The 25,153-nt window shown below is 59.9% G+C and carries 21 protein-coding genes; 11 read left to right on the top strand and 10 right to left on the bottom strand.

The window, feature by feature from the left end:
• The first annotated feature begins 82 nt into the window (after positions 1 to 82).
• Positions 83 to 1,234 carry an alanine--glyoxylate aminotransferase family protein gene (locus Q0K07_RS04070; RefSeq protein WP_294556787.1) on the top strand — a complete coding sequence of 384 codons (1,152 nt, stop codon included), beginning with the start codon at positions 83 to 85 and terminating at the stop codon, positions 1,232 to 1,234.
• Between the two features lie 70 nt (positions 1,235 to 1,304).
• On the opposite strand, the gene Q0K07_RS04065 is transcribed toward Q0K07_RS04070, so the two are convergent.
• On the bottom strand, positions 1,305 to 2,033 hold the full coding sequence (locus Q0K07_RS04065; protein ID WP_294556785.1) for a sulfite exporter TauE/SafE family protein: 729 nt from the start codon (positions 2,031 to 2,033) through the stop codon (positions 1,305 to 1,307).
• A gap of 443 nt (positions 2,034 to 2,476) precedes the next feature.
• Here Q0K07_RS04065 and Q0K07_RS04060 point away from each other — a divergent pair, with 443 nt between their 5' ends.
• On the top strand, positions 2,477 to 3,355 hold the full coding sequence (locus tag Q0K07_RS04060; RefSeq protein ID WP_294556783.1) for a DMT family transporter: 879 nt from the start codon (positions 2,477 to 2,479) through the stop codon (positions 3,353 to 3,355).
• Here the strand turns inward: Q0K07_RS04060 and Q0K07_RS04055 are convergent.
• The 7 genes from Q0K07_RS04055 to Q0K07_RS04025 form a co-directional block, all read right to left on the bottom strand.
• On the bottom strand, positions 3,352 to 4,755 hold the full coding sequence (locus Q0K07_RS04055) for a sigma 54-interacting transcriptional regulator (protein ID WP_294556781.1): 1,404 nt from the start codon (positions 4,753 to 4,755) through the stop codon (positions 3,352 to 3,354). The two genes, Q0K07_RS04060 and Q0K07_RS04055, sit on opposite strands and share 4 nt — an antisense overlap.
• A 186-nt stretch (positions 4,756 to 4,941) precedes the next feature.
• Positions 4,942 to 5,781 carry an amidohydrolase family protein gene (locus Q0K07_RS04050; RefSeq protein ID WP_294556779.1) on the bottom strand — a complete coding sequence of 280 codons (840 nt, stop codon included), beginning with the start codon at positions 5,779 to 5,781 and terminating at the stop codon, positions 4,942 to 4,944.
• Between the two features lie 27 nt (positions 5,782 to 5,808).
• Complete coding sequence (locus tag Q0K07_RS04045) at positions 5,809 to 6,747, bottom strand: glycyl-radical enzyme activating protein (RefSeq protein ID WP_294556777.1); 939 nt, start codon at positions 6,745 to 6,747, stop codon at positions 5,809 to 5,811.
• A gap of 153 nt (positions 6,748 to 6,900) precedes the next feature.
• Complete coding sequence (locus Q0K07_RS04040; RefSeq protein ID WP_294556775.1) at positions 6,901 to 9,414, bottom strand: glycyl radical protein; 2,514 nt, start codon at positions 9,412 to 9,414, stop codon at positions 6,901 to 6,903.
• Positions 9,415 to 9,559: 145 nt separating this feature from the next.
• Positions 9,560 to 11,410, bottom strand: coding sequence for a TRAP transporter large permease subunit (locus tag Q0K07_RS04035; protein ID WP_294556773.1), 1,851 nt, complete (start codon positions 11,408 to 11,410; stop codon positions 9,560 to 9,562).
• Between the two features lie 58 nt (positions 11,411 to 11,468).
• On the bottom strand, positions 11,469 to 12,428 hold the full coding sequence (locus Q0K07_RS04030; RefSeq protein WP_294556871.1) for a TRAP transporter substrate-binding protein: 960 nt from the start codon (positions 12,426 to 12,428) through the stop codon (positions 11,469 to 11,471).
• Between the two features lie 528 nt (positions 12,429 to 12,956).
• Complete coding sequence (locus Q0K07_RS04025) at positions 12,957 to 13,250, bottom strand: hypothetical protein (RefSeq protein ID WP_294556771.1); 294 nt, start codon at positions 13,248 to 13,250, stop codon at positions 12,957 to 12,959.
• Between the two features lie 172 nt (positions 13,251 to 13,422).
• Here Q0K07_RS04025 and Q0K07_RS04020 point away from each other — a divergent pair, with 172 nt between their 5' ends.
• The 5 genes from Q0K07_RS04020 (at position 13,423) to Q0K07_RS04000 (ending at position 20,328) form a co-directional block, all read left to right on the top strand.
• Positions 13,423 to 15,141, top strand: coding sequence for an FAD-dependent oxidoreductase (locus Q0K07_RS04020; RefSeq protein WP_294556769.1), 1,719 nt, complete (start codon positions 13,423 to 13,425; stop codon positions 15,139 to 15,141).
• Between the two features lie 242 nt (positions 15,142 to 15,383).
• On the top strand, positions 15,384 to 16,709 hold the full coding sequence (locus tag Q0K07_RS04015) for a glycosyltransferase N-terminal domain-containing protein (RefSeq protein WP_294556767.1): 1,326 nt from the start codon (positions 15,384 to 15,386) through the stop codon (positions 16,707 to 16,709).
• 277 nt (positions 16,710 to 16,986) lie between these two features.
• On the top strand, positions 16,987 to 17,967 hold the full coding sequence (gene galE / locus Q0K07_RS04010) for a UDP-glucose 4-epimerase GalE (RefSeq protein ID WP_294556765.1): 981 nt from the start codon (positions 16,987 to 16,989) through the stop codon (positions 17,965 to 17,967).
• Between the two features lie 321 nt (positions 17,968 to 18,288).
• Positions 18,289 to 18,642, top strand: a complete 354-nt coding sequence (locus Q0K07_RS04005) for a DVU3141 family protein (RefSeq protein ID WP_294556762.1) — start codon at positions 18,289 to 18,291, stop codon at positions 18,640 to 18,642.
• A 72-nt stretch (positions 18,643 to 18,714) separates the two neighbouring features.
• Positions 18,715 to 20,328, top strand: coding sequence for a polysaccharide biosynthesis/export family protein (locus Q0K07_RS04000; RefSeq protein WP_294556759.1), 1,614 nt, complete (start codon positions 18,715 to 18,717; stop codon positions 20,326 to 20,328).
• Positions 20,329 to 20,498: 170 nt separating this feature from the next.
• On the opposite strand, the gene Q0K07_RS03995 is transcribed toward Q0K07_RS04000, so the two are convergent.
• Complete coding sequence (locus Q0K07_RS03995) at positions 20,499 to 21,455, bottom strand: glycosyltransferase (RefSeq protein WP_294556757.1); 957 nt, start codon at positions 21,453 to 21,455, stop codon at positions 20,499 to 20,501.
• A gap of 295 nt (positions 21,456 to 21,750) precedes the next feature.
• Here Q0K07_RS03995 and Q0K07_RS03990 point away from each other — a divergent pair, with 295 nt between their 5' ends.
• From Q0K07_RS03990 to lptB, 4 genes are read left to right on the top strand one after another with little or no spacing between them, the layout of a single operon-like run.
• Complete coding sequence (locus Q0K07_RS03990) at positions 21,751 to 22,344, top strand: HAD family hydrolase (RefSeq protein WP_294556754.1); 594 nt, start codon at positions 21,751 to 21,753, stop codon at positions 22,342 to 22,344.
• Positions 22,341 to 23,042 carry an LPS export ABC transporter periplasmic protein LptC gene (gene lptC, locus Q0K07_RS03985; RefSeq protein ID WP_294556751.1) on the top strand — a complete coding sequence of 234 codons (702 nt, stop codon included), beginning with the start codon at positions 22,341 to 22,343 and terminating at the stop codon, positions 23,040 to 23,042. Before Q0K07_RS03990 ends, lptC begins: the two co-directional genes overlap by 4 nt.
• Positions 23,039 to 23,572, top strand: coding sequence for a lipopolysaccharide transport periplasmic protein LptA (gene lptA / locus Q0K07_RS03980; protein WP_294556749.1), 534 nt, complete (start codon positions 23,039 to 23,041; stop codon positions 23,570 to 23,572). The genes lptC and lptA overlap by 4 nt, the downstream gene beginning before the upstream one ends.
• Positions 23,572 to 24,300 carry an LPS export ABC transporter ATP-binding protein gene (gene lptB / locus Q0K07_RS03975; RefSeq protein WP_294556746.1) on the top strand — a complete coding sequence of 243 codons (729 nt, stop codon included), beginning with the start codon at positions 23,572 to 23,574 and terminating at the stop codon, positions 24,298 to 24,300. Before lptA ends, lptB begins: the two co-directional genes overlap by 1 nt.
• Before the next feature lie 45 nt (positions 24,301 to 24,345).
• Here lptB and Q0K07_RS03970 read toward each other — a convergent pair whose 3' ends face one another.
• Positions 24,346 to 24,855, bottom strand: coding sequence for a DUF721 domain-containing protein (locus tag Q0K07_RS03970; RefSeq protein ID WP_294556744.1), 510 nt, complete (start codon positions 24,853 to 24,855; stop codon positions 24,346 to 24,348).
• Positions 24,856 to 25,153 lie beyond the last annotated feature (298 nt).

The following is a 25,153-nucleotide window of genomic DNA, read 5'->3' as shown; positions in this document are numbered from 1 at the left end:
AGGAGGCGTTTTTCTATACCGTGAAGGCGCGTATTTTCCGCGCACAACATTCCGACAAGTTGCCGGCACAAGAGGTTCCGCCATGTCTTCCATTCAGGCTACCCGTATGCTCACCCCTGGTCCCACGCCCATTCCCGACCGTGTCCGACTGGCCATGGCCGCTCCCCTGCCCCATCACCGCAAGGATGCGTTCAAGACCATTCTGGCCGAAAATCAGGTCATGCTGAAAAAGCTGTTCTGCACCTCCTCGCCCGTGCTTCCCCTTGCCTGTTCCGGTACGGGCGGCATGACGGCTGCGGCCTTCAACCTGTTCTCTCCCGGAGAAAAGGTGCTGGTGGCCACGGCGGGCTATTTCGGCAACCGCTGGGTGGACATCGTGAAGATGCGCGGCCTTGAACCCGTGGTGCTTTCCAGAAACGCGGGAGAATCCTTCGATCCTGAGGACATCCGCGCCATGCTGGACGCCGACCCCGCCATCCGCGGCGTTTTCATGCAGATTTCCGAAACCTCCACCGGCGTGCTGCACCCTGTGCGTGAAATCGCCGCCGTCACCCGCGAACGGGATGTTCTTCTGGTGGCCGACGGTATTTCCGCCGTATCCATCTCCCCCGTGCCCATGGATGAATGGGGCATAGACTGCCTCATCACCGGTTCGCAGAAGGGGCTCATGCTGCCCCCCGGTCTGGCCTTCATCGCCCTTTCTCCCCGCGCCTGGAAAAAGGCGGAACAGGTGAGCCCCCAGTGCTACTATTTTGACCTCATTCAGGAAAGGGCCAACTGCGAGAAGAACCAGACGCACTACACCTCTCCCATCAGCCTGCTGGTGGGCCTGCACGAGGCGCTGACCATGCTGCTGGAATTCGGCATGGACAATATCTTCAAAAAGCAGTGGGCGCTCACGCAGATGGCCAGAACCGGGCTTTCGGCCATGGGTCTGGAACTCTTCGTCAAGGAAGAGGGCCGCTACACCTGGGGCCTGACCAGCATCAGAATGCCCGATTCCATGCCTGCAGGCCCCATTGTGGCCAAGGCCTACAAGGACTGCTCCGTCATCCTCACCGCAGGACAGGGCGACCTCAAGGAAAAGGTCATCCGCCTCGCCCACATGGGCTGGGTGGACTGGGCCGACCTTGCCGCCGGTCTGCACGCCCTTGCCTGGAGCCTGCCCGAAAAGCCCGAAGGCGCCTACCTTGAAAAGGCGCTGGAAGCCTACCACAAGGCTCTCGGCGAATAAGCCCGCATGATGCACAAAAAAAGGCCGGAACGATTCCGGCCTTTTTTTACGCTCCCTTTCCGGGAAAACGTCAGCGAAGCAGCATGAACACCCCGGTGAACACGCACAAAAACGCAATGGCCTTTCTGAGGAGCGCGGTATTCATGCCGCGCGCCGCACGGATGCCCGCCCATACGCCCACGCTCTGCAGCACCACGGAAAAAAGCGCAACCTGCCAGTTGATCTGATCGATGATGATGTTGCCCACGCTCCCGGAAAGGCAGGCGAACATCTGAAAGGGCTGGGCCGCCGCCACCGTGGCCATGGGCGAAAAGCCCATGACGATCATCATGGGTACGGAAAGCACGGGACCGCCCATGCCCGTAAGCCCGGCCATGAAGCCCACGAAGGACCCCACGAACAGAAGATACCGGAAACGCCCGCGCTCCGTTTCCATGCTGCGCACGGGACGGGCCTGCCTGAGCGCCGCCACGCCGGAAAGAATGATGAGCACTGCAAGGATGCCGTTCAGCGCCACATCCCCCACCACATGCTTGGTGAGCGCACCGAAGAAGCTGAAACAAAGCGCGCCCAGGCACTGCGGCAGCACCAGCTCCTTCTTCAGATTGCCCCTCCGCCAGTGCAGCCAGGACCCCACGGCCGCGGTGAAGAAAAAGCTGCACAGCGCCGTGCCCGAAGCCAGGGGCAGCGGCATGCCCGTGCCGTACTGTATGGCCGGAATAAGCAGAATGCCCCCTATGCTGGTGGCCCCGCAAAGAAAGCCCACCACCACAAAACTCAATGCCAGAAATATGGTCATCGCCGTCCCCCGTCCCTCCCGGCCATGGCCTCTTCAGGCACGGCCCGCAGGAAGAAATCATCGCCAGGCCGCCGGACGCGGCCCTTCCGTTCACCATACAACCATGGAAATTTTCAGTATATTTCCATTCTTCCCGTGCAATATCGCCTATGCATTCCTGCCTGCTGTTGCAAAAACGCCTCTTGCCTTTCCGCCTGAAAAAGCCGTACGAACATAGCGGTCTTCCCGCAGGAAGCGCACGCCGCATGCCGGCTCAGCCCCGGAAAAATGTTCCGCAGTCACCTATCCTGTGGAATTTTCCGACTTTTTTCAGATTTTGCCGCACTGCTTCTCTTCCGCTTCAGAAGCAGGAACAAAAACATCCGGCCCTGTGCGTTCACACGCCGCGCACGGCACGGAACATGCATGGAAGATTTCCATTCCAAAGCATACCGGGTTCTGCCATGACGCTCTTTCTTTCCACCGCCTTCTGCCTCACGCTTTTTGCCTCAAACTCCATTCTCTGCCGTGCCGCCCTCGTGATCTGGGACATGGACCCGTTGCAGTACACCGCCGTGCGCGGCCTTTCCGCCGCAGCCATGCTGGCCTTTCTCTGCGCCGCCCGTCTGGTGCACGGAAGCAGGGAACACGGTTCCGTATGGAAGCAGGCCTGGCAGGAAAGCTCCTGGCCGGGCGCGCTCTTCCTCTTCCTGTACATGATCTGTTTTTCCCTTGCCTACAAGAACATTCCTTCGGCCGCAGGCACCCTGATCATCAACATTTCCGTGCAGTTCGGCATGATGGGCTGGGGAGTGCTCCACGGCCTGCGCCTCTCCGGGCGTCAGACGGCCGGGCTTGTCATGGCCTTTGCCGGCCTGCTGGCCCTTCTTTCCCCCGGTCTCACGGCTCCGCCCCTGGGAGCCTCCCTGCTCATGGTCGTCACCGGCCTTGCCTGGGGCGGCTACAGCATCTGCGGCAGAAACGCCTCCTCCGCCTCTCTGGCCACGGCGGGCAACTTCTTCCGCGCCTCCCTCGCCGCCCTTGCGGCTGGCGTTGCGGCGCTGGTGCTGGAAAAGCCCGCGCAGCCTGAGGCCTACGCCTGCGCGCTGGCGGCGGGCGGTCTGGCTTCCGCCCTCGGCTACATACTCTGGTACGTCATCGTGCCGCGCTACAGCCTCACCGGCGCTTCCATCATTCAGCTCAGCGTGCCGCTCATCACCGCCGCCCTTGCCGTGATCTTTCTTTCGGAACCCGTCACGCTGCGCCTTGTGCTGTGCGCCGTGCCCATACTCGGCGGCATCTGCCTGGCCCTGCTCTCCGGTAAGCCGCAGAAAAGAGACTAAATCACCTTCAGGCCGTGCTTCTCCAGCTCCCGTATCTTGCGGAACATGGTGCTTCTGTCCATGCGGAGCATTCTGGACGCCGCCGTCATATTGCCGGAAAAACGGGCGATGGCGGCGCGCAGCATACGGCATTCCATCTCCCGCATGAGGTCGTGATAATCCTTGCCCTCGAAATCGAACTCCCCGGCAGAGGCCGTTTCCTCCCGCACGGGGATGCCCGCCTTGATAGGCAGATGATGCGGACGCACCTCGCTTTCCGGGCAGGTGACCACGGCTTCCTGCATCATGCTCTTGAGTTCGCGTACGTTTCCGGGCCACTCGTAGGAAAGAAGCAGCGGCTCCACCTCGTCCGTCATGGTCAGAGGCCTGTTGTAGCGCCTTGAAAAATACCGGAAGAAAAATTTTGCCAGGGGCAGAATGTCGTCCTTTCTTTTCCGCAGGGGCGGAATGTTCAGCACCGCGATTTTCAGGCGGTAGTAAAGGTCGCTGCGGAATTCCCCCCGGCTCACGGCCTTTTCCAGATCCTTGTTGGTGGCGGCCACCACGCGCACATCCACCTTCTTGGGCGTGTTCGTCCCCACCCGCACGATGACGCCGTCCTGCAGAAAACGCAGAAGTCGTGTCTGAAGCGGGAGCGGAAGCTCGCCTATTTCATCGAAGAACACCGTGCCCCCGGCGGCGGCCTCGATAAGGCCTATGCGCCCTCCCCTGCTCGCGCCGGAAAAGGCCCCGCCTATGTAGCCGAACAGTTCCGATTCGATGAGATTCAGGGAAATGCTGCCGCAGTCCACCTTGATGAAGGGCTTGTCCGCCCGACGGCTCATGGCGTGAATGCGCTGGGCCATGACATCCTTGCCCACGCCGGTTTCCCCGAGAATGAGAATGGAAATATCCGTCTGCGCCATGATGCGGGCCTTGGAAAGAAAGGCCTCCATGGCGGAACTGAAAATGAAATCGCTCCCGTCCTCTCCGGCCTGAAGACCCGCGCTGTTGTTGATGCGCACCAGCGTGTTCAGAAGCTCGCGCTGCTGCGCCAGCCTGTTCTCCATATTGACAATGGTGCTGATGTCGCGGATGAAGGTGATGCACATGATCACCTTTCCTTCCCTGTTGAAAATGGGGAAACCGTCCAGGGACAGATGACGGCCGTTGGAAAGCGTCTGTATCTTGGAAACAGGCCTCCCGGTACTGATGACTTCCGGGTTGACGGCCACGTCGAAAATACCTTCGGCGACAATGCTCGTCGCCTTTCTGCCCATCATCCACTTCCTGGTAAAGCCACTCAGTTCCTCATACTTTTTATTGACGAAAAGGCATGTGGAATCCGCATCGCTTATCCAGATGCCGTCCTGAAAGACGTCAAAAGCCTGTTCTATATATTCAAGAAGTACCGAATCCATGGACAATCCGACAGTATGCTGAACTTTTACCCCCACGGGAGTATTCTGCAACAATTTCACACCATTCACAACCGCTTTCCCCGGAGTGCTCCGGAAGGAAAAGGGCCGCCCCGGAAACAGGACCCGTTCCAGCCCTTTCCGCAGCGGCCCCGGAGCACACTTTTCTTCTTCCGGAGAGGCGGTGTGCTATGCTTCGGCAAGCCCCAGCACCCTGCAGGCGTTTTTGTACATGATCTTCTCACGCACCTCGTCCGGCAGGTCCATGGCGGCGTAATGGGCCAGGCATTCACCTATTTCCACAAAAGGATGCGCGCTGGCAAAAAGCACCTTGTCGGCGATCATGGACTTCATGGCGCTTATGTAGGTTTCGCACATGGGCGCGGCCTCGTATTCCGAAATGTCCATGTACACGTTCCTGTTGCGGTAACAGGCATAAATGGCCTCATGCACGAAGGGGTAGCCGCCGTGGCTCATGATGATGGTGAGTTCGGGAAAATCGCGCGCCACCACGTCCACGTCGCGCGGGTCGGTACAGGCCATCACCGCGCCGGGCACCTGGGGCGGCGGCGCCATGGTGATGAACACGGGCACGCCGAGTTCGCAGCACTTGGCGTAAACGGGATAATAGCGGGCCTCGGCAGGGCTTATGTGGGCAAGGTACGGGTCGGTGGCAATGCCCTTCATGCCGTATTCCGTCACCACCTTTTCCACTTCGCGCACGGCGTCCATGCCCTTGTGCGGATCTATGCCCCAGAAGCCGAAAAACATGTCGGGGAAGGCGCGGCAGAATTCCAGCACACTGCCGTTGTTGTCGGGAAAGCCGTAGGTGCTGCTGCAGTCGCGGCCGGTAACGACGCAGCGCTCCACGCCGCGGGCCTTCAGATCGGCGACGATGGCATCGAGGGGCTGAGCCTGCCATTTGTCAAAACCGCTGGCCTCGCAGCTGGCCTTGAACATGGTACTGTTTTTAATGCCGTTCAGAATGGCCTCGGTATGCGGCCGGAAACGGAAGTCGATAATCTTCATCACGGATTCCTCATGAAGTGAAGGCTGTTAAAGGGAGCGGTCCGCTCCGCGCTCCTCATCCACCACGGCCTGAAAACGCCCGGCCACCCCTGCGGGAAGAGACACCTCTCCCATGGGATATTCCCTGCCCAGGAACATGTATTTCTGCGTGCCCAGCCGGTGATAGGGCAAGGCCTCATAGGAGACATTGGCATATCCCCGGAGCAGGCGTCCTATGGCGCGGGCCGTCTCCATATCGTCGTTGAAACCGGGAATCACCGGCGTGCGCACCAGCACGGGCTTGTCGGGGAAGTTTTCCAGAAGCTTCTTCAGATTGGAAAGGATAAGCTCGTTGCCCACGCCCGTGCCCCATCTGTGCCTTTCCGTATCGGGGTGCTTCACGTCGAAAAGAATGTTGTTGAGATACGGCGCGGCTTCTTCCAGCGTTTCCCACGGAACGCAGCCGCAGGTTTCCACGGCGGTCTTGATGCGGCGTCTGCGGGCTTCGCGCAGCAGCGCAAGGGCGAACTCCTTCTGCAGCAGAGGTTCGCCGCCGGATATGGTCATGCCCCCGCCGGAGCGGGAATAGAAGATGGAATCCTGCGCGACCACGCGGAGCACATCCTCCACGGTACGGCTCTTGCCGTACACGATGAGGCTCTGGGCGGGGCACGCCGCGGCGCAGGCTATGCTTTCGCACTCGGCGCAGCGGGAACAGTCGATGGAAAGCGCTCCGTTTTCGGCACGGATGGAACCATAAGGACAGGACGGAATGCAGAAATCGCATTTTGCCGGAGAAATGCAGCGCCCCGGGTTGAAGGCCATCTGCGGCCTGAGAGACTGCGATTCCGGATTGCTGCACCAGCGGCAGGACAGGGGGCAGCCCTTGGTGAACACGATGGTGCGAATGCCCGGCCCGTCGTGCACGGAATATTTCTGGATGTTGAACACCACGCCGGTGGTTTTTCTGTCGTCAAACGTACTCATGGTAACCTCGCGTACCGCTTCAGGCCGCGCCGAGGACGGCCCGGATGTGGCAGAAGAAGCCGCGGCGGCTTCTTCCCCGGTCCTTATGTCAGGGAAAACCGGCTTCTCCCCGGAAGGGAGGAGAAGCCGGCGGGGCTTCAGGCCCCCTGTCTGCTACAGATCGTCATGATCGGTACGAGCGATCAGGTCGTTCTGAAGATCGGGAGAGAGGTCGACGAAGTAGGCGCTGTAGCCGGCCACGCGCACGATGAGGTTGCGGTACTTCTGCGGGTCCTTCTGCGCGGCAAGGAGCGTTTCCTGATTGAGCACGTTGAACTGCAGATGCCACAGCTTGAGATCGCACCAGGTACGGATGAACTGGACGAGCTTTTCGGTGCCGGAATCGCCTTCCACGCTCTTGGGCGTGAACTTGATGTTCAGCAGACGGGCCGCACGGTTGCGCAGGCCGTAGTTCTTGGTCTTGTAGTTGGAAAGCAGGATGGCCGTGGGGCCGTTCACGTCGGCGCCGTGGGAGGCGGAGGAGCCGTCCGAAAGCGGGAACCATTCCGTGCGGCCGTTGGGCGTTGCGCTCACCACCTTGCCGAAGGGCACATGGGAGGTGAAGGGCACATAGCGCACGTCGTTGTTGATGCCCATTTCAGGGGAATACTTCTGGGCGAACTCCACACAGATGCGGTCGATGGCCTTGCCGATTTCGTCGGCATAGGGATCGTCGTTGCCGTAGCAGGGGCAGCTCTTCACGAGCTGCTGAATGGCCTCGTAGCCCACCCAGTTGTGATCCATGGCTTCCAGGAGCTGATCCATGGTGATGCGCTTTTCCTCAAAGACCAGTTTCTTGATGGCCGCGAGGGAGTCGATGACGGTGCCGAAGCCCATGAACTCGAAGTAGCCGAAGTTGGCGCCTTCGGGGATGAGACGGGTGTGCAGGTCCAGGCAGTGCTTCATGCACAGGTCATGCAGCGCGGAACCCATGGGCTGGGCAAAGTGCTCGGCGCGCACCTTGGTGACGATGTACTGCTGGGTGAAGGTGGCGCGAAGGAACAGTTCCTGCTGCGCCTTGTAGGCGTTCCACATGTCGTCCCAGGTCTTGAATGTGCGCGGATCGGGCGTTGCGATGCCGAGCTGCTCGTCGCCGTACTTCTTCATCTTGCCCTGACGCAGGGCCATTTCCAGCGCTGCGGCAAAGTTGGTGTAGGCGCCGCCGGAGGTGTAGGTATCGCGGTTGGGCATGCGGGTTTCGGTGCAGCCGGACACGGCGTAATCCAGGGCTTCTTCAAACGTGCCGCCCTTGGAGGCATACAGAGGCACCACTTCCTCGTCGTTGCACAGCTTGGGGAAGCCGGAGCCGTACTTGATGGTTTCGGCCACGTCCCACAGGTATTCGTCGGGAGAAAGCGCGTGCACGCGGGCGGCGAGATCCGGGTAATGCAGGGGGAACTCACGCTTGGAGCGGAGGAAAAGGTGCGTCAGCTCATTGGTGGCGTCCACACCGTCCTTGGTCTGTCCGCCGATGGTCACGGCTTCCCAGTGCGCGTAGCCTTCGTTGAAGGCGCCGCCCTGAGGAGAAATGTACATGTCGATGAACTCGGCCATACCCACCCACATGCATTCCAGAAGTTCCATGGCCTTTTCTTCAGTGAGCACCCCGGCTTCCATATCCTTCTTGTAGTAGGGGTAGAAGTACTGGTCCATGCGGCCGTTGGAAATGGTGGTGCCGGTCTTCTGTTCGATGCGGGAGAACATCTGCACGAACCACTGCGACTGCACGGCTTCATAGAAGTTGTCCGCCGGTTCGGCAGGAACCTTTTCCGCGATTCTGGCCATGTTCAGAAGCTCGGCCTTGCGCACGGGATCGGTGGTGAGGGCCGCCACTTCCCGGGCCTTGGCGGCGTAGCGGCGCGCCCACAGAATGATGGCGTCGGACACGATGACCACGGCTTCCAGGAAGGGACGCTTGTCGGCCTGATCCACGGGGCTTGCAGGGTCAAGGGCGGCAAGTCTGGCCTCGGCCTCGGCCTTGATGCCGTTGAAACCGCGCTTGAGCACCTTCTCATAGTCGTGCACCCACTGGATGGAGGAACGGAAGGATGAGGTTTCATTCACCACAAAGCGGGAAATGAGGCCTTCATCGTCCACATAGGTGAGCTTGTGCACCCATTCGGGAAGAGCCTTGTTCAGGGCTTCGTGATAGGTCTTGCCCTTCCAGTAGGGAGCGATTTCCTCCATGACGATTTTCGCGTCTTCCGGGCTGATGGTGGCCGGAGACTGTTCGCGGGTGGGCAGATCGCGCACCGCGATGTCGAGGAAGTCGCCGTCGAGTTCCGGGTACAGGATGCCGTAACGGCCTATCTTGGCGCCGGCGCGGCCGAGAAGAAGCTGCCCGTCCTCCACTTCCACGGTCATGTTTCTGGCGATGTGCATGAGGGCCTTGGCCCAGCGCAGAACCAGAGGCTGACCTTCGGTTTTCTTCATGGACTGGGTGAAATACAGGGCGCGTTCCACGTCGATGACGGGCGTCTGACCTTCAAACTTGGCGATGAGGTCGAACACACGGGCATGCGTGTCGTAGTATTTGTCCTTCTTGCCCTTCTGTTCGTCGAAGATGCGCTGTTCCTGCGGAGAATGACATTCACAGGCTTCGGGATTGAGCATTTCGATGGCACTCATGACTGAACTCCTTGATGGTTCGTTGCGGGCCCCGCCTTCCGGCGGGGAACCCGGGAGCGACGGGCTCCTGAAAATGGGGTGAGGAGGGAGACCTCTTCCCGGAAAAGGCTCCGGGAAGATCCGTATTGCCGCGTGTTGTCCGGAACTATCCGGCCCCGCCGACCAGGCAGAGCGGAATGGCCGGGATATAGGTGATGAGAAGAAGCACGAGGAGCATCAGGCCGATCATGGGCAGGCTGGCCTTGGCTATCTGCTCGATGCGCGTGCCCGATATGCCGCTGGCCACGAAGAGGTTGACGCCCACGGGCGGGGTGAGGAAGCCGATGGCGAGGTTCACCACCATGATGATGCCGAAGTGCAGGGGCGAGACGCCCACGCCGGTGACGATGGGCAGAAGAATGGGCACCAGGATGACGATGGCGGCCAGAGCTTCCATGAACACGCCCACAATGAGCAGAAGCACGTTGATGATGAGCAGAATGGCAATCTTGCTGCTGGTCACGCTGAGAATGGCGCGGGCTATGGTGCCGGGCACGTCTTCAATGGTCATGATGTTGCCGAACAGCGTGGCCATGGCCATGAGCACGATGATGACGGCGGAGGTTTCACACGCTTCCACGCAGCAGGTGCACACCTTGCGGAAGTCCAGTTCGCGGTAGATGAACACGCCCACGATGAGCCCGTAGAAGGAGGCCACGGCCGCGGCTTCGGTGGGGGTCATGAGGCCGCCGTAGATGCCGCCGAGGACGATGACCGGAACAAGCAGGGCCCACTTGGCATCCCACACGGCGCGGCTTACCGAGCCCAGGGTGCGGGTGCGGCCGGAGCCGCGCCAGTTGTTCTTCCGGGCCGCGTAGTAGGAATAGCCCATGAGCACGCCGGGCACGATGCCGCCTATGAACAGATCACCGATGGAAACCTGGGCCGCGATGCCGTACACCACGAAGGGGTTGCTCGGCGGGATCATGACGCCGATGGCGCCCGACGCGGCCACGATGGCCGCTGCAAAGGTTCTGCTGTAGCCGCGCTCCTCCATGGCCGGAATGGTGAGGGCGCCGATGGCCGCCACGGTGGCCGGGCCGGAACCGCTGATGGCGCCGAAGAACATGCAGGTGGCCACGGTGGTCAGCGCCATGCCGCCGTACATGCCGCCCACCATTTCATCGGCCAGGCCGAGCAGGCGCTGGGAAAGTCCGCCCGCCCCCATGAACACGCCGGCGGCGATGAAAAAGGGAATGGCCATGATGGGGAAGCTGTCCAGCGAGGTGAAGGACACCTGCGCGAGGTATTCGATGGGCAGCGTGTCGGCGCAGAGAATGGTGGTCAGGGCGGACATGCCGAGGCCTATGGCAATGGGGACGCCGGTCACGCAGAACACGAGGAAATAGCCGAAGAGCGCGGGAACGGGGTCGATATACTCGGCAAGCACGCAGGGAGACATGACCGCCACGGCAAGCACCGCACCGATGATCGAGTCAAGGACGCCCGTTACCCTGATCTGTCTGACCATGGACTGCACGAGGCGCAGACTCATGAGTCCGAAGCCGATGGGAAGAATGAGGTAGGGGATGAGGAAGGGAATGCGCATGGCCGCGGTATGCTGCGGAAAGCGCTGAAGGCGTTCTATCTGTCCCCAGCCGTAATAGGCGATGGTAAGGGTGAGGGTGAGGAAAATAAGCTCCACGAAGATCCAGCTGATGCGCTGAAGCCGGGGAGGCAGCATCTGGTACACAAAGTCGATGCGGATGGAACTGCGCTTGCGGATGGCCACGCTTACGGCAAGGTACGATATCCAGATGAAGATGTAGCGGGAAATTTCCTCGGTCCATACGGCCGCACCCGCACGGTCGATGAAGGGCGTGATGAAGTAGCGGTAAACGACCTGCCAGGTAATGAAGCAGATGATGGCCAGAAGGCCTGAAACCAGAAAGATCTTTTCAAAATTCTCGTCAAGCCACTGCAGAACGCCGGAAGATTTTTCAGTGTCGATGCTCATGTATCAAGCCTCACAGACAGGTATGAAGCGGGCGGATCGCTCCGCCCGCAGGCGGATATTATTTCTGGGTGTCGGCAATGAGCTTCAACAGATCGGGGTCGATTTCCTTGGCGAACTGATCACGCACGGGCTGGGTGAGCTTGTAAAGCTCGGCCTTCTGCTCGTCGGTGAGCATGTGAATCTTGATGCCCTTGTCGCGGAAGGCCTGCCAGGCGGCTTCTTCCAGCTTCATGGTCTCCGCCCTCTGCCACACGGTGGCTTCGTGCGCGGCTTCCATGATGATCTTCTGCTGTTCGGGGGTCAGGCCGTCCCAGCGGGCCTTGTTCATGAGCAGGATGTGCATGGAGTAGTTGTGCTCGGAATTCATGGCATACTTCAGAATTTCCGTATGCTTGGCATCATTGAGCAGGGAGAAGGTGTTGCCCTCGGCATCCACGGTGCCCTGCTGGAGAGCAGTGTAGGTTTCCCCCCAGGCCACAGGGGCGGGATTCATGCCCAGTTCCGTGGCCACAGCCACTTCCACGGGAGAATCGGTGGTACGGACCTTCAGGTTCATGAGACTCTTCACGGAATCGAGCGGCTTGCCCGCGCTCACGAAGTTCCGGTAGCCGTATTCGCTGAACATGATGGTCTTCAGGCCGCACTTTTCCGCCACCCTGTCCAGCGCCTTGCCGAGTTCTCCCTCATCAAGAGCCTTGTAAAGGTTCTGCTGGTACTTGGAAGATGTCACATAGGGCAGGTCGATGGCCATGTAATCCTTGGAAAAACTGGCAAGATTGGGCGTGGAGCTGGAAGAAAGATCCAGTGTTCCGGCCTGCGCGGCTTCCGTGGTCACACGATCGGAACCAAGCTGACAGTTGGGAAAAATCTGAATCCTGATCTTGCCGCCGGATTTTGCCTTCACCAGTTCCGCAAATTTCTCATAGCCCACGGTGACGTTGTTGCCCGGAGCCATGGGATGACCAAGGCGCAGGGTAAGGGGACGGGCGGCCTCGGCCGGAGTGCAGACGCCCATCATGCCGGCAACGGCGACACCGCAAAGCAACGTGCGAAAAAGTTTCATGGCTTCTCCTTCTCGGTTACACGATTGAGCCGGACCTCCCGGCTGTTTTTCCTGTCCGTCATTTTGAGCTTTTTGGATCAATTTCAGGAAACACGGAATTTTTCCGCGAGATACCTTCTTATAAAGCAAGAAGCGTGCCAGGATGGATTTTTCCGGGGAAAATATACATATTTCACTGAAACAACATATATTTTTAAAAAAACAGCCCCTTTTGGGGCACGTTTTCCCCTTTTCCGGGCAGGTTGCGAACTACGCATAAAAGATGCATGATATTATATAGTTACAGTATATTGTGATTTTTATGTTTTATGTAAAAACCTATGCATATCTGCATAATATGCATACCGGCAAAGGCAGGACTCCGTACTTTACCTTATTATATTGTTTTTCTTTATTTTTATAAAAATCCGCTCCGTGCCGCCTATGCAGATCCGCATACTGTCCTCTGCTTGGCGCATGGCATGGGAAAATACTGTAACTTATTTATTTTATACATTTTTTATTCTTTCCCCGTAAAAAGAAACCGCCCGTTTGTGAAGAGCCGCCCCGCATCGGCTCCCAGGCGGCGCTGCAGAACGGCATTGCGTCCCTTTTTTCTCTTTGATAAAAAAAGAACTTGCCTTTTTCCAAAAGGAACAGGCTGTTGAGCGCATGGTCGTCTTTTCCGGCAGGCCTGCACCCTTCTGCCGCGGGCAGGGCATGCTCTTTCGGGGGGGACCTTGCGCCGGCAACATTTAACAAGGAGATTCTTCCACGGGAAAATAATGTATATTTCATTGAAATTACATGGCTTATCCATGCTTTTCCCCTGCCGGACAAGGGAAAAGAATTTGTGAAGAGCCCGTGGGTGGGGGTAATTATCTTGCCTTTTCCGACAATTTGCTGATAAAGTCTCGGGCGATAGTTTTTTTGCTGCGAAACGAACCTTTATTCTCTGGAGGTTTTCCACATGGCTCCCAATATTCTCATCATCGGCGGCGTCGCCCTCGGCCCCAAGGCTGCGGCCCGCGCCAAACGCCTCATGCCCGAAAGCAACATCACCATGATTGACCAGGGCACCTACATTTCCTACGGCGGCTGCGGCATCCCCTACTTCGTGGGCGGCGACGTGCCCCAGATGAACGGTCTGCGCACCACCAATGCCGGCGTTGTGCGCGACGAAGCCTTCTTCAAGGAACTCAAGGGCGTCAACGCCATCTGCCACACGCGTGCCCTTTCCATCAACCGCAAGGAAAAAACCGTCACCGTCGAGAACACCCAGACCGGCGAAAAGAGCGACATGCCCTACGACAAGCTGGTCATCGCCACGGGCAGCAGCCCCCGCATTCCTCCCATCCCCGGTGCGGATCTGAAGAACGTCACCTCCGTCACCTGCCTTGAAGCCGCCAAGGCCATTCAGGAACAGTGCGCCGCCCGCAGGATCAACCATGCCGTCATCATCGGCGCCGGCTTCATCGGTCTGGAAATGGCCGTGGCTCTGGCCGACATGTGGGGCATCAAGGTCACCGTCATTGAAATGCTCGACCATGTCCTGCCCGCCCAGCTCTGCTACAACTTCGGCCAGATCGCCAGGCACGACCTGGAAGAAATGGGCATCACCGTGCTCACCAGCGAAGGCGTGAAGGAACTCAAGGGCAAGGACGGCGCCGTCTGCCAGGTGGTGACCAACAAGCGCACCATCGACGCGGATGAAGTCATCTTCTCCATCGGCGTGACCCCCAACTCCAAGATCGCTGCGGATGCCGGCATCGCCTGCCATCCCCGCGGCGGCATTCTGGTGAACACCCACATGCAGACCTCCGACCCCGACATCTATGCCGGCGGCGACGTGGTCGTGGTCCGCAACCTCATTTCCGGCGATCTCTCCTACCTGCCCCTCGGCTCCATGGCCAACAGGCAGGGCCGCGTCATCGGCACCAACCTCGCCGGCGGCCAGGCCACCTTTGAAGGCGTGGTCGGCTCCTGGTGCGTGAAGCTCAACAAGATGTATGCCTCCGGCGCCGGTCTCACCCTGCATCAGGCCCGCACCGCCGGTTTCGACGCCATTGAAGTGAGCATGGAAGGTTCCGACAAGGCCCACTTCTATCCCGGCCACACCAACACCAGCATCAACGTGGTGGTGGACAAGCAGACCCGCCGCGTGCTGGGCATCCAGGGCATGAGCACCGACGGTTCCGCCGTGAAGGCCCGTACCGACGCCGTGGCCGCCATGCTTCAGGTCTCCCGTCCCACGCTGAACGATCTCTCCAACCTCGAAGTGTGCTACGCGCCGCCCTTCGCCTCCGCCATGGACGTGATCAATGCTGCCGGCAACGTGGCCGACAACGTGGTGAGCGGCTACCACCATGCCATCACTCCCGATGAATTCATGGATCTGTGGGAAAAGCGCGACGAGAACAACTACCTCTTCGTGGACATCCGTCCCGCCAAGGCCGGCAAGCCCATTGAAGAACGCCACCCCGGCCAGTACCTCTCCCTGCCGCTGGAAGAATTCAACGCCCGCGCCAGCAAGGAAATCCCCACCGACCGTCCCGTGGCCCTCGTGTGCAATACCGGCACCCGTGCCTACGAAGCTCAGCTCAAGCTGCGCGAAATGGGTATTGAAACCGTGAACTCCGCCGGCGGTCACACCGCTCTGCGCAAGCGCGGCGACGAAGAGAAGTTCTGATTTCCCGCATAACACCTGAACATGGGGCGGGCCGGAAGGCCCGCCCTTTTTTCATGCCCGGGCCGTTGCTCTCCCCGCTCCTAAAAACATGCCCGTCTTCCGGCATCGCCCCGTCCTCCACCATAAAAACGACGGACTTTCTCGCCATGCCCTGCCGGCAGAATTCCGGCTCCACGGACTTCTCTTCCCCGGGAAGCTTGCATCCCTCCGACATCTATAGCATAAGAGGACGAGGGGGTATTATGGCATCATCTCTTTTCCAACGTCCCTTCTTCCGTGCATACGGTGCGCTCTGGAGGCTGGCGCGCCCCTTTCTGAAACGCAGTTCCCGCCTGACCGACGGCTGGCAGGAGCGCATGGTACCCGACGACTGGCTGAAGAATGATCTGCCCGTCGTCGACGGGCACGCCGCGGATATCTGGATGCAGGCCGCCTCCGGCGGAGAAGCCCGCCTCGCCGTGGCTGTCTGCCGGAACTTCAGCGCCGATACGCCCCTGCGCGTGCTGGTAACTACATGGACCCGGCAGGGGCGGGACGTGCTGGAACAGGCGCTTCCCTCCCTCCGCGAAAGTCACCCTCTTCTTACCCTCGCCGTACGTTTTGCCCCCTTCGACCAGCCCGACATCGTGAGAAGGGCCGTGGCTCTGGCCTCGCCCCGCATGGTGGCGCTGCTGGAAACGGAGCTGTGGCCGGGCCTGATGGCCGCCTGCCGGGAAAAGAACATTCCCGTCCATATGTTCAACGGCCGCATCAACAGCTCCACCGTGCACTTCGGCAAAATCTTTCCCTCCCTCATGACGGATATTGCGCCCGTCGCCATCCATGCCATTTCCCGCTACGACAGGCAGATGTTCTCCGGCATCTTCCCCTGCCCCACGGACATCATGCCCAACATCAAATTCGATCTTGCGGCAAAAGGCCTCTCCACCCCTCTTACCGCAGGCAGTCTTCCCTTCAACGTCAGCGGACCGGTCTTTCTGTTCGCATCGGTCCGTCAGTGCGAAGAAACACGCATTCCCGGCCAGCTTGCCGACCTGTACAAGGCCGTCCCCAACGCGGCCGTGATCATCGTGCCGAGGCACCTGCACCGCGTGGCCACATGGAAAAGCGTGCTGGAAGATCTCGCCCTCATGCCCGTTCTGGTCTCGGAACTTGCTCCGGGGCGGACGCTGCCGCGCAGGCATGTGCTGATATGGGATCATTTCGGCGACCTGCCCGATCTCTACGCCGCGGCAAGGGCCGTTTTCGTGGGCGGCAGCTTCGGACAGGGAGGACAGAACTTCCTTGAATCCCTTTCGGCGGGACGCATTCCCTGCATCGGTCCTTCAGCGCACAATTTCCTCTGGGCCATGGGCACGGGCGATCCTTCCATGCCCTCTCTTGAGGAAGCCGGACTTCTGCGCGTGGCCCATACCCCCCGTGAGGTCATCAACATCATGATACGGCAGGCGGCCTCCACCCGCGACAGAACAAACATACGGAACGCCTTTCAGGAATGGCTCACCCCCCGGCTGGGAGGCGCGCTCCGCAGCGCCCGCCTCATGGAAGAGGCCGTGCGCTCCCGCTGAGGCCGCGCATACCCCCGCAGATTTTCCGGCTGACAGCATGCTCCCGGCTGTCGGACGCCTTCTGACGCCCGACAACCGGCGTGCATTGCCGCGCCGTCCGTTCCGGCCGCAGGAAAAGACCTGCTGCCGCCTCCCCTCCGCATCTTCCGTGGAAACAGCTCTCCGGCCCCGTCCCTCCCCGATATTTTACGCTTTTCTTTACGCTGCCCTCCGGGTATGCTGTTTCATCACGACACCGTCGGCGTTATGACCGCGGTCATTTTTTCTGGAGTCCGTCATGAACATTCTCGTCATCGGCGGCGCCGGCTATATCGGCAGCTGCACCAGCAAGGCGCTGGCCCATGCGGGGCACAGCGTTACCGTATACGACAATCTTTCCACCGGGCACCGCGACCTCGTGAAATGGGGGCCCTTCTTTGAAGGCGACATTCTGGACGGTGAACGTCTCCGCTCCTGCCTGAAAAGCGTACGCCCCGACGGCATCGTTCATTTCGCCGCCTTCTCGCAGGTGGGGGAATCCGTTCAGAATCCGGGAAAATACATCCGCAACAACATAGGCGGCACGCTGAACCTGCTTGAAGCCATGCGCGACACCGGCGTGCGCAACATCGTGGTATCCAGTTCCGCCGCGGTGTACGGCATCCCCGAAAAGATGCCCATCACGGAGGAATGTCCGGCCGATCCCATCAATCCCTACGGGGAAACCAAGCTCTTCATGGAACGCATGCTGGCCGACTTCGCCCGGGCCTGCGGCCTTTCCTGGACGGCACTGCGCTACTTCAACGCCGCAGGATGCGACCCGGAAGGGGAAACCGGCGAACGCCACACGCCCGAAACCCACCTCATTCCCCGCGCCCTCATGGCGCTGGACGGAAAGATACGCGACTTCCACATCATGGGCGACGACTACCCCACGCCGGACGGAACGTGCATCCGCGATTACATCCATGTGAGCGATCTGGCCTCGGCCCATATCAGAGCCGTGGAACGCCTGGCCCGCGGCGGTGACGGAGAGGGCATCGCCCTGAATCTCGGCACGGGCGAAGGGCTTTCCGTCAAGCAGATTCTGCATGCCATAGAAAACGTCACCGGTCGTACTCTGCCCCATACCATGGGACCGCGCCGCGCCGGCGATCCGCCCTGCCTTGTGGCCGACGCCTCCCGCGCTCTGGAAGTGCTCGGCTGGAAACCCGACCACTCAGGCGCCGAGGAAATCATCCGCGATGCCTGGAACTGGTACCGACTCGATCAGGCATGAGCCATCTGCGAGGCGGGGAAGAAGGACTCTCTTCTTCCCCGCCTCGGCCTTTTGCGGTGAAAAGCATGAAAGGCATGTGAAAATATTTCATTATCCTGTTGAATTTATACAAAATAAAATATTGTTCAAAACAGTTTTCACCTCCCGGGCCTTGTGCTATTGAGCATCCGCAGCATGTCCGGCACCGCAGAAAGCGCCTCTCCTTCCCTGCGGATGCATTCCATGCCGTGCCGGGGCCTGCCCTCCCTCTGGACAGGGCAAGCCCTGCGGACATATATTCTTTCTGCGAATTTCCGCGGAATTTTTCATAAGGGTATTCCCATGCGTATCATTCCCGCCTTTACCGTCGCCCTCTGTCTGCTTCTGGGCGGCTGCCTCGGCAACCCCTTCGGCAGCACCCCCGCTCCCGAAGAACCTGCGCCGGAAACGCCGCTTTCCCCTGTGGCGCAGTTTATTTCCATGAACAATACCGGCGCTCAGGCCTCCATCGACGATCCGGCCTTCGGCGGCCTTGTGGATGTCATGGTGGAAGGTTCCTTCACCTCCGCCACCGGGCGCGACTGCCGCCGGGCCGTGGTGAGCAGGCCTCCCCATGAAGCGGAAATCGTCATTCTCTGCCGTCAGGGTGAAAACTGGGAGCTCATGCCCCGCGTCTGGGGACGCGGACTGGACTGATCCCGCAGCCCTGACGACGTTTCCGGGTCTTTTTCCCGTTTTTTCTTCCAGCCTTCGGGCAGGAGTTCTGTTGTGCGCGTCTTTGCTCTTTTTCTTATCCTGATTCTTTCGTTCTCCGCTCCGGCGGCGGCTGCCGAATCCACCAGTACGGCCACGGCCACCGCTACGGCCACGGCCACGGCCGTTTCCTCCTCGACCTCTTCCAGCCAGGAAGGTCTTCCCTTCGGCAGCAACCTGTTCCAGGGCAACTTTTCCTCCGGCAGTTCCGTTTCCACCATACAGAGCGGCGACCGCATCCTTGTGCGCCTCTGGGGCGGCCGCACCCTTGACGACGTGTTCACGGTGTCGCAAAACGGCACGCTGGATCTGCCGGAAATCGGCAGCATTCCCCTTGCCGGTCTGCCCCGCAACGATGCCGCGCAGCTTCAGCAGTCCATCATCAGCAAGCTGAACGTTTCCGGCATCACCGACGTGCAGGTCTATGCCCGCCCTCTGGACACGCAGAACATCTCCGTGTTCGTCACCGGCTTTGTGAATCATCCCGGAAGCTATGCAGGCATGGCCTCGGACAACGTCCTTGCCTTCCTCGACAAGGCGGGCGGCATTGATTCCCGGCGCGGCAGCTACCGCGACATCCGCGTGCTCAGAAATCAGCAGCCCATTGCCACGGCGGATCTCTACCCCTTCATCCTGTACGGGCAGATTCCTTCCATACGCTTTCAGGACGGCGACACCGTGGTGGTAGGGGAAAAAGGCCCCACGGTCTCGGCCAGCGGGGAAGTCCGCAACGCCGCCCGCTTTGAATTTGAAAAGGGAAAAATGACCGGCGAAGCGCTGGTGCGTCTGGCCGATCCCAATTCCCGCGCCTCCCATGTGAGCATTTCCGGCTTCAGAGACGGCGTGCCCTACAACCAGTACCTTTCCATCAAGGATTTCAACAGGCTGCGCCTTGCCAACGACGATCAGGTGCGCTTTCTGGCCGATACTGCGGGCAACACCATCATGGTGGAGGCCCAGGGGGCCATTCTCGGTTCCTCGCGTTTCCCCGTGCGGCGCAACGCCCGTCTGCAGGAAGTGCTGAGCTACATTTCCGTGGATCCGGACAGGGCCAACCTCTCCGGCCTCTACATCAAGCGCATCAGCACGGCCAAGCAGCAGAAAAAAGCCATTGAAGACGCCCTGAACCGCCTGGAGCACAACGCCTATACCGCCACCTCCTCCAGCAACGACGAAGCGCAGATCCGCGCCAAGGAAGCGGAAATGCTCTCCAGCTTCATCGACCGTGCCCGCAAGGTGGAACCTGAAGGCATCGTGGTGGTGGGCAGCGGCGGCAAAATCGCCGACATCGCGCTGGAAAACGGCGACGTCATCGTCATTCCCGAAAAAACCGATGTGGTCATGATCAGCGGCGAAGTCATCATGCCCCAGGCCGTGGTGTGGAACGAAGACCGCGACATGGAAGACTACATCAAGAGCGCGGGCGGCTTCAGCAACCGCGCCGATACCACCAATCTCCTTGTGGTGCATCCCGACGGGGAAGTCACGCCCAAGGCCAAGAAGGTGCTCCCCGGCGACCAGATCCTTGTCCTGCCCCGTGTGGATTCCAAGAACATGCAGGCCGTCAAGGAAGTTTCCGAAATCCTCTATCAGGTGGCCGTGGCCTGCAAGGTCATCCTCGATCTGTAATTTCTTCTCCCGGGAACGGCTCCCGGCATGAAAAGCGTATAAAAAAGCCTCCGGTCGAACCGGAGGCTTTTTTTTGAGGCTCAACCCTGTTCTCTGGTGAAGAAACAGGCTTCAGAAACGCCGCACGGCATGAATCCGCAGGGAAGGCCCTTCCCGGCCCTTCCACCTGACTACCGTGCTCCGCGCAGGCGGGCAAGCCAGCGCAGCGACTCATGCCTGCGCCATATCCAGAGGAGCACGGGCCATATTCTGTCCTTCTCGTCGAAGATGCGCTCTTCGATCATGGGCATGGTCTCGTCGCGCCAGGGCGTCTTGATGAAATATTTCCAGTAGGCCAGCTGGGCCGGGAAAAACTTCTGCCACGGCTTCAGGGACGGAAAGTGCAGAATCTTTCCCTCCATTTCCTTCAGCCGCAGAAAACGCCGGTCGAACAGGCACAGCTCATAGTTGAACGATGCATCGACGAGCTTCAGCTTTTCCCTGTCACCGGCAAGAAGATAATTGAGAAGGTCCTGATCGAACACGGTGAAAGGCAGCGCGGCGAACTTCTGCGCGCCCTGACGGTAGGCCCGCCAGAACACGTTTTCCTCCCGGGAGGCTTCGCGCAGCGCCTTCAGATTCATGAGAAGCACGCCGCTGTTGAAATAGCGGCTCTCCTCTATGCCCAGCGCGCCGAGATAATACTTCTTCTTGCGCGACGACCACACCCTTTCCGGATCATGGGCGGCGATCATCCAGGCGCTTCCCAGCTCCATGTTCCACAGATCGGCAACGTCGCGTTCAAAAATGATGTCGCAGTCGAAGTAGACGACCTTTTCCACCTCTTCGGGGAGCTCTTCATGCAGGCACATGCGGAACAGACTGGCCTCGGTGTACATGCCCACGGTCTGCCCGGGGAACATGTTCACAATGTCCCGCGGCACGTTCACCTGTTCATAAAAGGTGATCCTGTTATGAAAGGAGGCGCACAGCTCTTCCAGAAAATGCTTGTACGGCCTGACGGAATCGTCGATGAGCGCATGCACATGAACTTGTTCCGACGCATGTTCAAAGCAGGAAAGCAGCGCGCAATACACCGTTTTATACATCGTGCCGGAATCATGAAAGCAAATGGCGCAGTGGATCATATCTGTTTCCTTCAGAAAAACCGTGTCAGAGGCCCGGCGGACATGGCCGCCCGACTGCATTCCGGGAAAGAATAAAAAATATGCCATATTCTGGCAAGCGTCCCCGGCCATGCGCCCCGAAGATGACGCATGAGAAAGACGGCTCCGCCTGTTCTTCCCGCACGATGAAAAGCCCTTTCCCGGCCGGAAACGGCCTTTCTTCATTTTTGACGGAACGGAAAATTCAGGCTATTTTCCTGTGCGGGAGGAGCCTTTCCGCCCTTTCCCGAGACCATGCCCGGCAAGTGAGAACAATATGCCCTTCTCCACTGACATATATCCCGATATTCCCGGTACTCCCGCCCATGAGGGCGTGTTTCAGGCCGCTGCAAAAGTCCGTTTTCTGGTTCTTGACGTCGACGGCGTGTGCACCGACGGCAAGCTGTATTTTCAGGAAAACGGCCATCCCATGAAATGCTTCAACTCCCAGGACGGGATCGGCATCAAAACCGCGCTGCTTGCAGGCATCGGCGTCGGCATCATCACGGGCAGGAACGACCCGTGCGTGCTGGCCAGAATGTCGCAGCTCGGCGTGAAGGACTACTACGCGGGCTTTGAATCCAAACTGCCCAAGCTGGAAGCCATACGCAGAAAATACGGCCTCGCCCCGGAGGAAATGGCCTACCTCGGCGACGACTGGATCGACCTTGACCCCATGCGCTCCGTAGGCATGCCCATGGCCGTGGCCAACGCCGTAAGACAGGTAAAGAAGGAAGCGCTCTACATCACCGCCGCCAGAGGCGGGGAAGGCGCGGTGCGCGAGGCCGTGGAATTTCTGCTCGCCGCCCGCATGGACGGAAAAAATCCCGCGGATCTGTGGACCGCCGCGACAGGACCGGCGAAAGTATGAACGATTCCCTGCGAAGAACCCTCGCCCTTGTCGTGCTGGGCGCGGCCGTATGGGGCAGCTGGTACGGCTGGCAGAGCTGGAAGACGCGCCAGGCGCTGGAAGCGCTGGAAAACGTCGTCCGTTCGGCCGACCTGAACAAGCTGCTTTCCGACCCGCCGGAAGAAGTGAAGAACACGGTGGATCTCGCCGTGCGCGGCATCATGCTCTCGCAGGGCAATGAAGGCCGCAAGAGCTTCGACCTCAAGGCGGACTGGGCCACGCTGAACCAGGACTCCGGCGCCATTACCGTGCGGGACCCCGACATTCACTACATGCTGGAGAACGCCGGGGGCGGAGAAGCGCGCGTCATCCGGGCCACCTCGGACGTGGGCCGCGTGGAAGACGGCAACCAGAAGGTTTCCATGTCCGGCAAGGTACACGCCACCTATGAGGAAAACGTGCTCACGGGTGATCTTGCCGTCTTTCTCAACACCAGCCGGACACTCACCTTTCCCGACGGCGCGGCACTGGACGGCCCCACCCTTTCCGGTACGGCCACCCGCCTGGTATGGGATCTCAACACCAATATTCTGACGGGCGATCAGGGCGTGCGCATGCGCTGGACGCCGTCCGATACCGACACTTCAGGCGGCGCAGCCGACGCCGACACCTTACCCGAGAACGCGCAGAACGATGCGCAAAAGGAAAGCCGGTCATGAAAAAGATAGTTCTTGCCCTTCTCATCGTCGTGCTCTGTGCGACCTGCGCCATGGCAGCCCCCCTGCCCGGTGCGGACGACAACCTTCCCGTGGACGTGACCGCCGACAACATGGTCTACAACGCCGACAAGAACACCGTGGTCTTCCAGGGCCGCGTGGAGGCCGTGCGCGGCGAATTCAGGATGTGGTCGGAGCTGCTCACCCTGTACCTCAAATCCACCAACGACGCCGCCAAAGAAAAAACTTCCGCTGCGCCTTCCATGGAGGGGAGCGACCTTGACCGCATCGTGGCGGAAAAGAACGTGCGCTTCCAGAACGGCACGCAGACCGGTTCCGCCCAGAAAGCCACCTACTATTCGGCAAAAAGCCTTCTCGTGCTGGAGGGCAACCCCATACTGCACGACGGCGACAACTCCATCAAGGGCAACGTGATCCGCTATTATGTCAATGAAAACAGGAGCGTTGTGGAAGGCAGCCCCAAGCAGCGCGTCCATGCCGTGTTCTCCTCCAACGACAAGAAGGGAAAGTAATGAGTTCCACGCTTTCCGCCCAGCACCTGTGCAAGCGCTACGGTCAGAAGGAAGTCGTCCACGAAGTTTCCGTGTCCATGCAGCAGGGTGAAATCGTCGGCCTCCTCGGCCCCAACGGCGCAGGCAAGACCACGTCGTTCTACATGATCACCGGCATCATCAAGCCGACTGCGGGCAAGGTGCTTCTGGACGGGCAGGAGATAAGCTCATGGCCGCTGTACCGCCGCGCCCGCGTGGGGCTTTCCTACCTGCCGCAGGAAAGCTCGGTGTTCCGCCGCCTCACGGTGCGCCAGAACCTGCAGATCATTCTTGAGCATACCGGGCTTTCCCGCGCAGAGCAGAAAAAGCGCGCCGATCAGCTCATGGAGGAATTCGGCCTCACGAGGCTGGAAAAATCCTATGCCTCCTATCTTTCCGGCGGCGAACGCCGCCGCCTGGAAATTGCCCGCTGCCTTATCCGCGACCCGCTCTTCGTGCTGCTCGACGAACCCTTCGCAGGCATCGATCCCCTGGCCGTGGGCGACATTCAGGTGCTCATCCGGGGCCTCAAGGAACGCGGCATAGGCGTGCTCATTTCCGACCACAACGTGCGTGAGACGCTCTCCATCTGCGACAGGGCCTACCTCATGTTCCAGGGCAACATCATCCTTTCCGGCACGCCCGAGGAAATCGTGAACAACGCCAGAGCCCGCGAGGTCTACCTCGGCGAAGATTTCCACCTGGGCTAGTCCCGGCCCCACAGACAAAAACAAAGGCCCCTTTGAAAGGGGCCTTTATTTTTCTTCCTCATCACCGTCGAAACAGCGCACATAGGCCTCATAGCAGGCCGCAAGAGGCGAATCCGGGGGAAGCTTCAGCCTGCCGAGACGCGGAGGTCGCGGCGGGGGCGGAAGACTCGGCGCCTGGGTGATGTCCACCCTGCGCAGGGAATTCTTGCCCAGAAGAAGGTGCAGCTCCACCTTGCGGAAATATTCCTCATCCATGAAGGCGTTCACGCGCTCAAGAATTTCCGGCACGGCATAGGAAAGCTCCTGCATGGCGCAGGAATCGTCCCCGCCGACGAGAAGAATATCGCCCCTGTGCCCCAGAGGATGCGCAAGGGGCGCAAGTTCCGTGCCCATGACGATGTCCCAGTTCTGCCAGAGCGCCGTGAGCATGTGATGGCGCGGCTGCATGCCGTGGGAGGCAAGCCAGCCGTCCAGCCCTTCCCCGAGAAGGGTCGTTCTGCCGCTTCTGCGCCCGAGGTCGAAGCCTGCGAAACGCCGATGCTGTTTTTTCTCCATCACAGTCCCCGCATGCGGGCCGCCGCGCCTGCTGTCTGCTCTGCAAAGGCCCCTTTTTTCATGCCTCTGCCTGCGCTGCAATCACGGCTGCCCATTTCCGATGAAGAAGATGCTAGCAGATTTCCCCCGTGACCAAAAGCCCCGCGCCGAAGGGCGCGGGGCTGAAACGCATCCTGTCTTCCCGCGTTTCCGCAAAAAGCGGCCGCGCGAGAGATGGCGGAGCTTAGGTTCAGGACTCATTAAATATAAAAGATGACAATGGCAGCGAGACAAATGGCCGAAAAGAACGTGTGTGCAC

Source organism: uncultured Mailhella sp., assembly GCF_944324615.1.
GTDB lineage: Bacteria > Desulfobacterota > Desulfovibrionia > Desulfovibrionales > Desulfovibrionaceae > Mailhella.
The sequence above is the reverse complement of the archived record's forward strand: the minus strand, read 5'-3'. Positions and strand labels throughout refer to the sequence as shown.

Bases quoted from the DNA above. Each gene is read 5' to 3' on its own strand.
- lptB (WP_294556746.1), top strand. From the start codon at position 23,572: ATGAGTTCCACGCTTTCCGCCCAGCACCTGTGCAAGCGCTACGGTCAG.
- Q0K07_RS04055 (WP_294556781.1), bottom strand. From the start codon at position 4,755: ATGGATTCGGTACTTCTTGAATATATAGAACAGGCTTTTGACGTCTTT.
- Q0K07_RS04050 (WP_294556779.1), bottom strand. From the start codon at position 5,781: ATGAAGATTATCGACTTCCGTTTCCGGCCGCATACCGAGGCCATTCTG.
- Q0K07_RS03995 (WP_294556757.1), bottom strand. From the start codon at position 21,455: ATGATCCACTGCGCCATTTGCTTTCATGATTCCGGCACGATGTATAAA.
- Q0K07_RS04035 (WP_294556773.1), bottom strand. From the start codon at position 11,410: ATGAGCATCGACACTGAAAAATCTTCCGGCGTTCTGCAGTGGCTTGAC.
- Q0K07_RS04005 (WP_294556762.1), top strand. From the start codon at position 18,289: ATGCGTATCATTCCCGCCTTTACCGTCGCCCTCTGTCTGCTTCTGGGC.
- Q0K07_RS04020 (WP_294556769.1), top strand. From the start codon at position 13,423: ATGGCTCCCAATATTCTCATCATCGGCGGCGTCGCCCTCGGCCCCAAG.
- lptC (WP_294556751.1), top strand. From the start codon at position 22,341: ATGAACGATTCCCTGCGAAGAACCCTCGCCCTTGTCGTGCTGGGCGCG.
- Q0K07_RS04040 (WP_294556775.1), bottom strand. From the start codon at position 9,414: ATGAGTGCCATCGAAATGCTCAATCCCGAAGCCTGTGAATGTCATTCT.
- Q0K07_RS04015 (WP_294556767.1), top strand. From the start codon at position 15,384: ATGGCATCATCTCTTTTCCAACGTCCCTTCTTCCGTGCATACGGTGCG.
- lptA (WP_294556749.1), top strand. From the start codon at position 23,039: ATGAAAAAGATAGTTCTTGCCCTTCTCATCGTCGTGCTCTGTGCGACC.
- Q0K07_RS04030 (WP_294556871.1), bottom strand. From the start codon at position 12,428: ATGATGGGCGTCTGCACTCCGGCCGAGGCCGCCCGTCCCCTTACCCTG.
- Q0K07_RS04070 (WP_294556787.1), top strand. From the start codon at position 83: ATGTCTTCCATTCAGGCTACCCGTATGCTCACCCCTGGTCCCACGCCC.
- Q0K07_RS03990 (WP_294556754.1), top strand. From the start codon at position 21,751: ATGCCCTTCTCCACTGACATATATCCCGATATTCCCGGTACTCCCGCC.
- Q0K07_RS04025 (WP_294556771.1), bottom strand. From the start codon at position 13,250: ATGAAATATACATTATTTTCCCGTGGAAGAATCTCCTTGTTAAATGTT.
- Q0K07_RS04045 (WP_294556777.1), bottom strand. From the start codon at position 6,747: ATGAGTACGTTTGACGACAGAAAAACCACCGGCGTGGTGTTCAACATC.
- Q0K07_RS03970 (WP_294556744.1), bottom strand. From the start codon at position 24,855: ATGGAGAAAAAACAGCATCGGCGTTTCGCAGGCTTCGACCTCGGGCGC.
- galE (WP_294556765.1), top strand. From the start codon at position 16,987: ATGAACATTCTCGTCATCGGCGGCGCCGGCTATATCGGCAGCTGCACC.
- Q0K07_RS04065 (WP_294556785.1), bottom strand. From the start codon at position 2,033: ATGACCATATTTCTGGCATTGAGTTTTGTGGTGGTGGGCTTTCTTTGC.
- Q0K07_RS04060 (WP_294556783.1), top strand. From the start codon at position 2,477: ATGACGCTCTTTCTTTCCACCGCCTTCTGCCTCACGCTTTTTGCCTCA.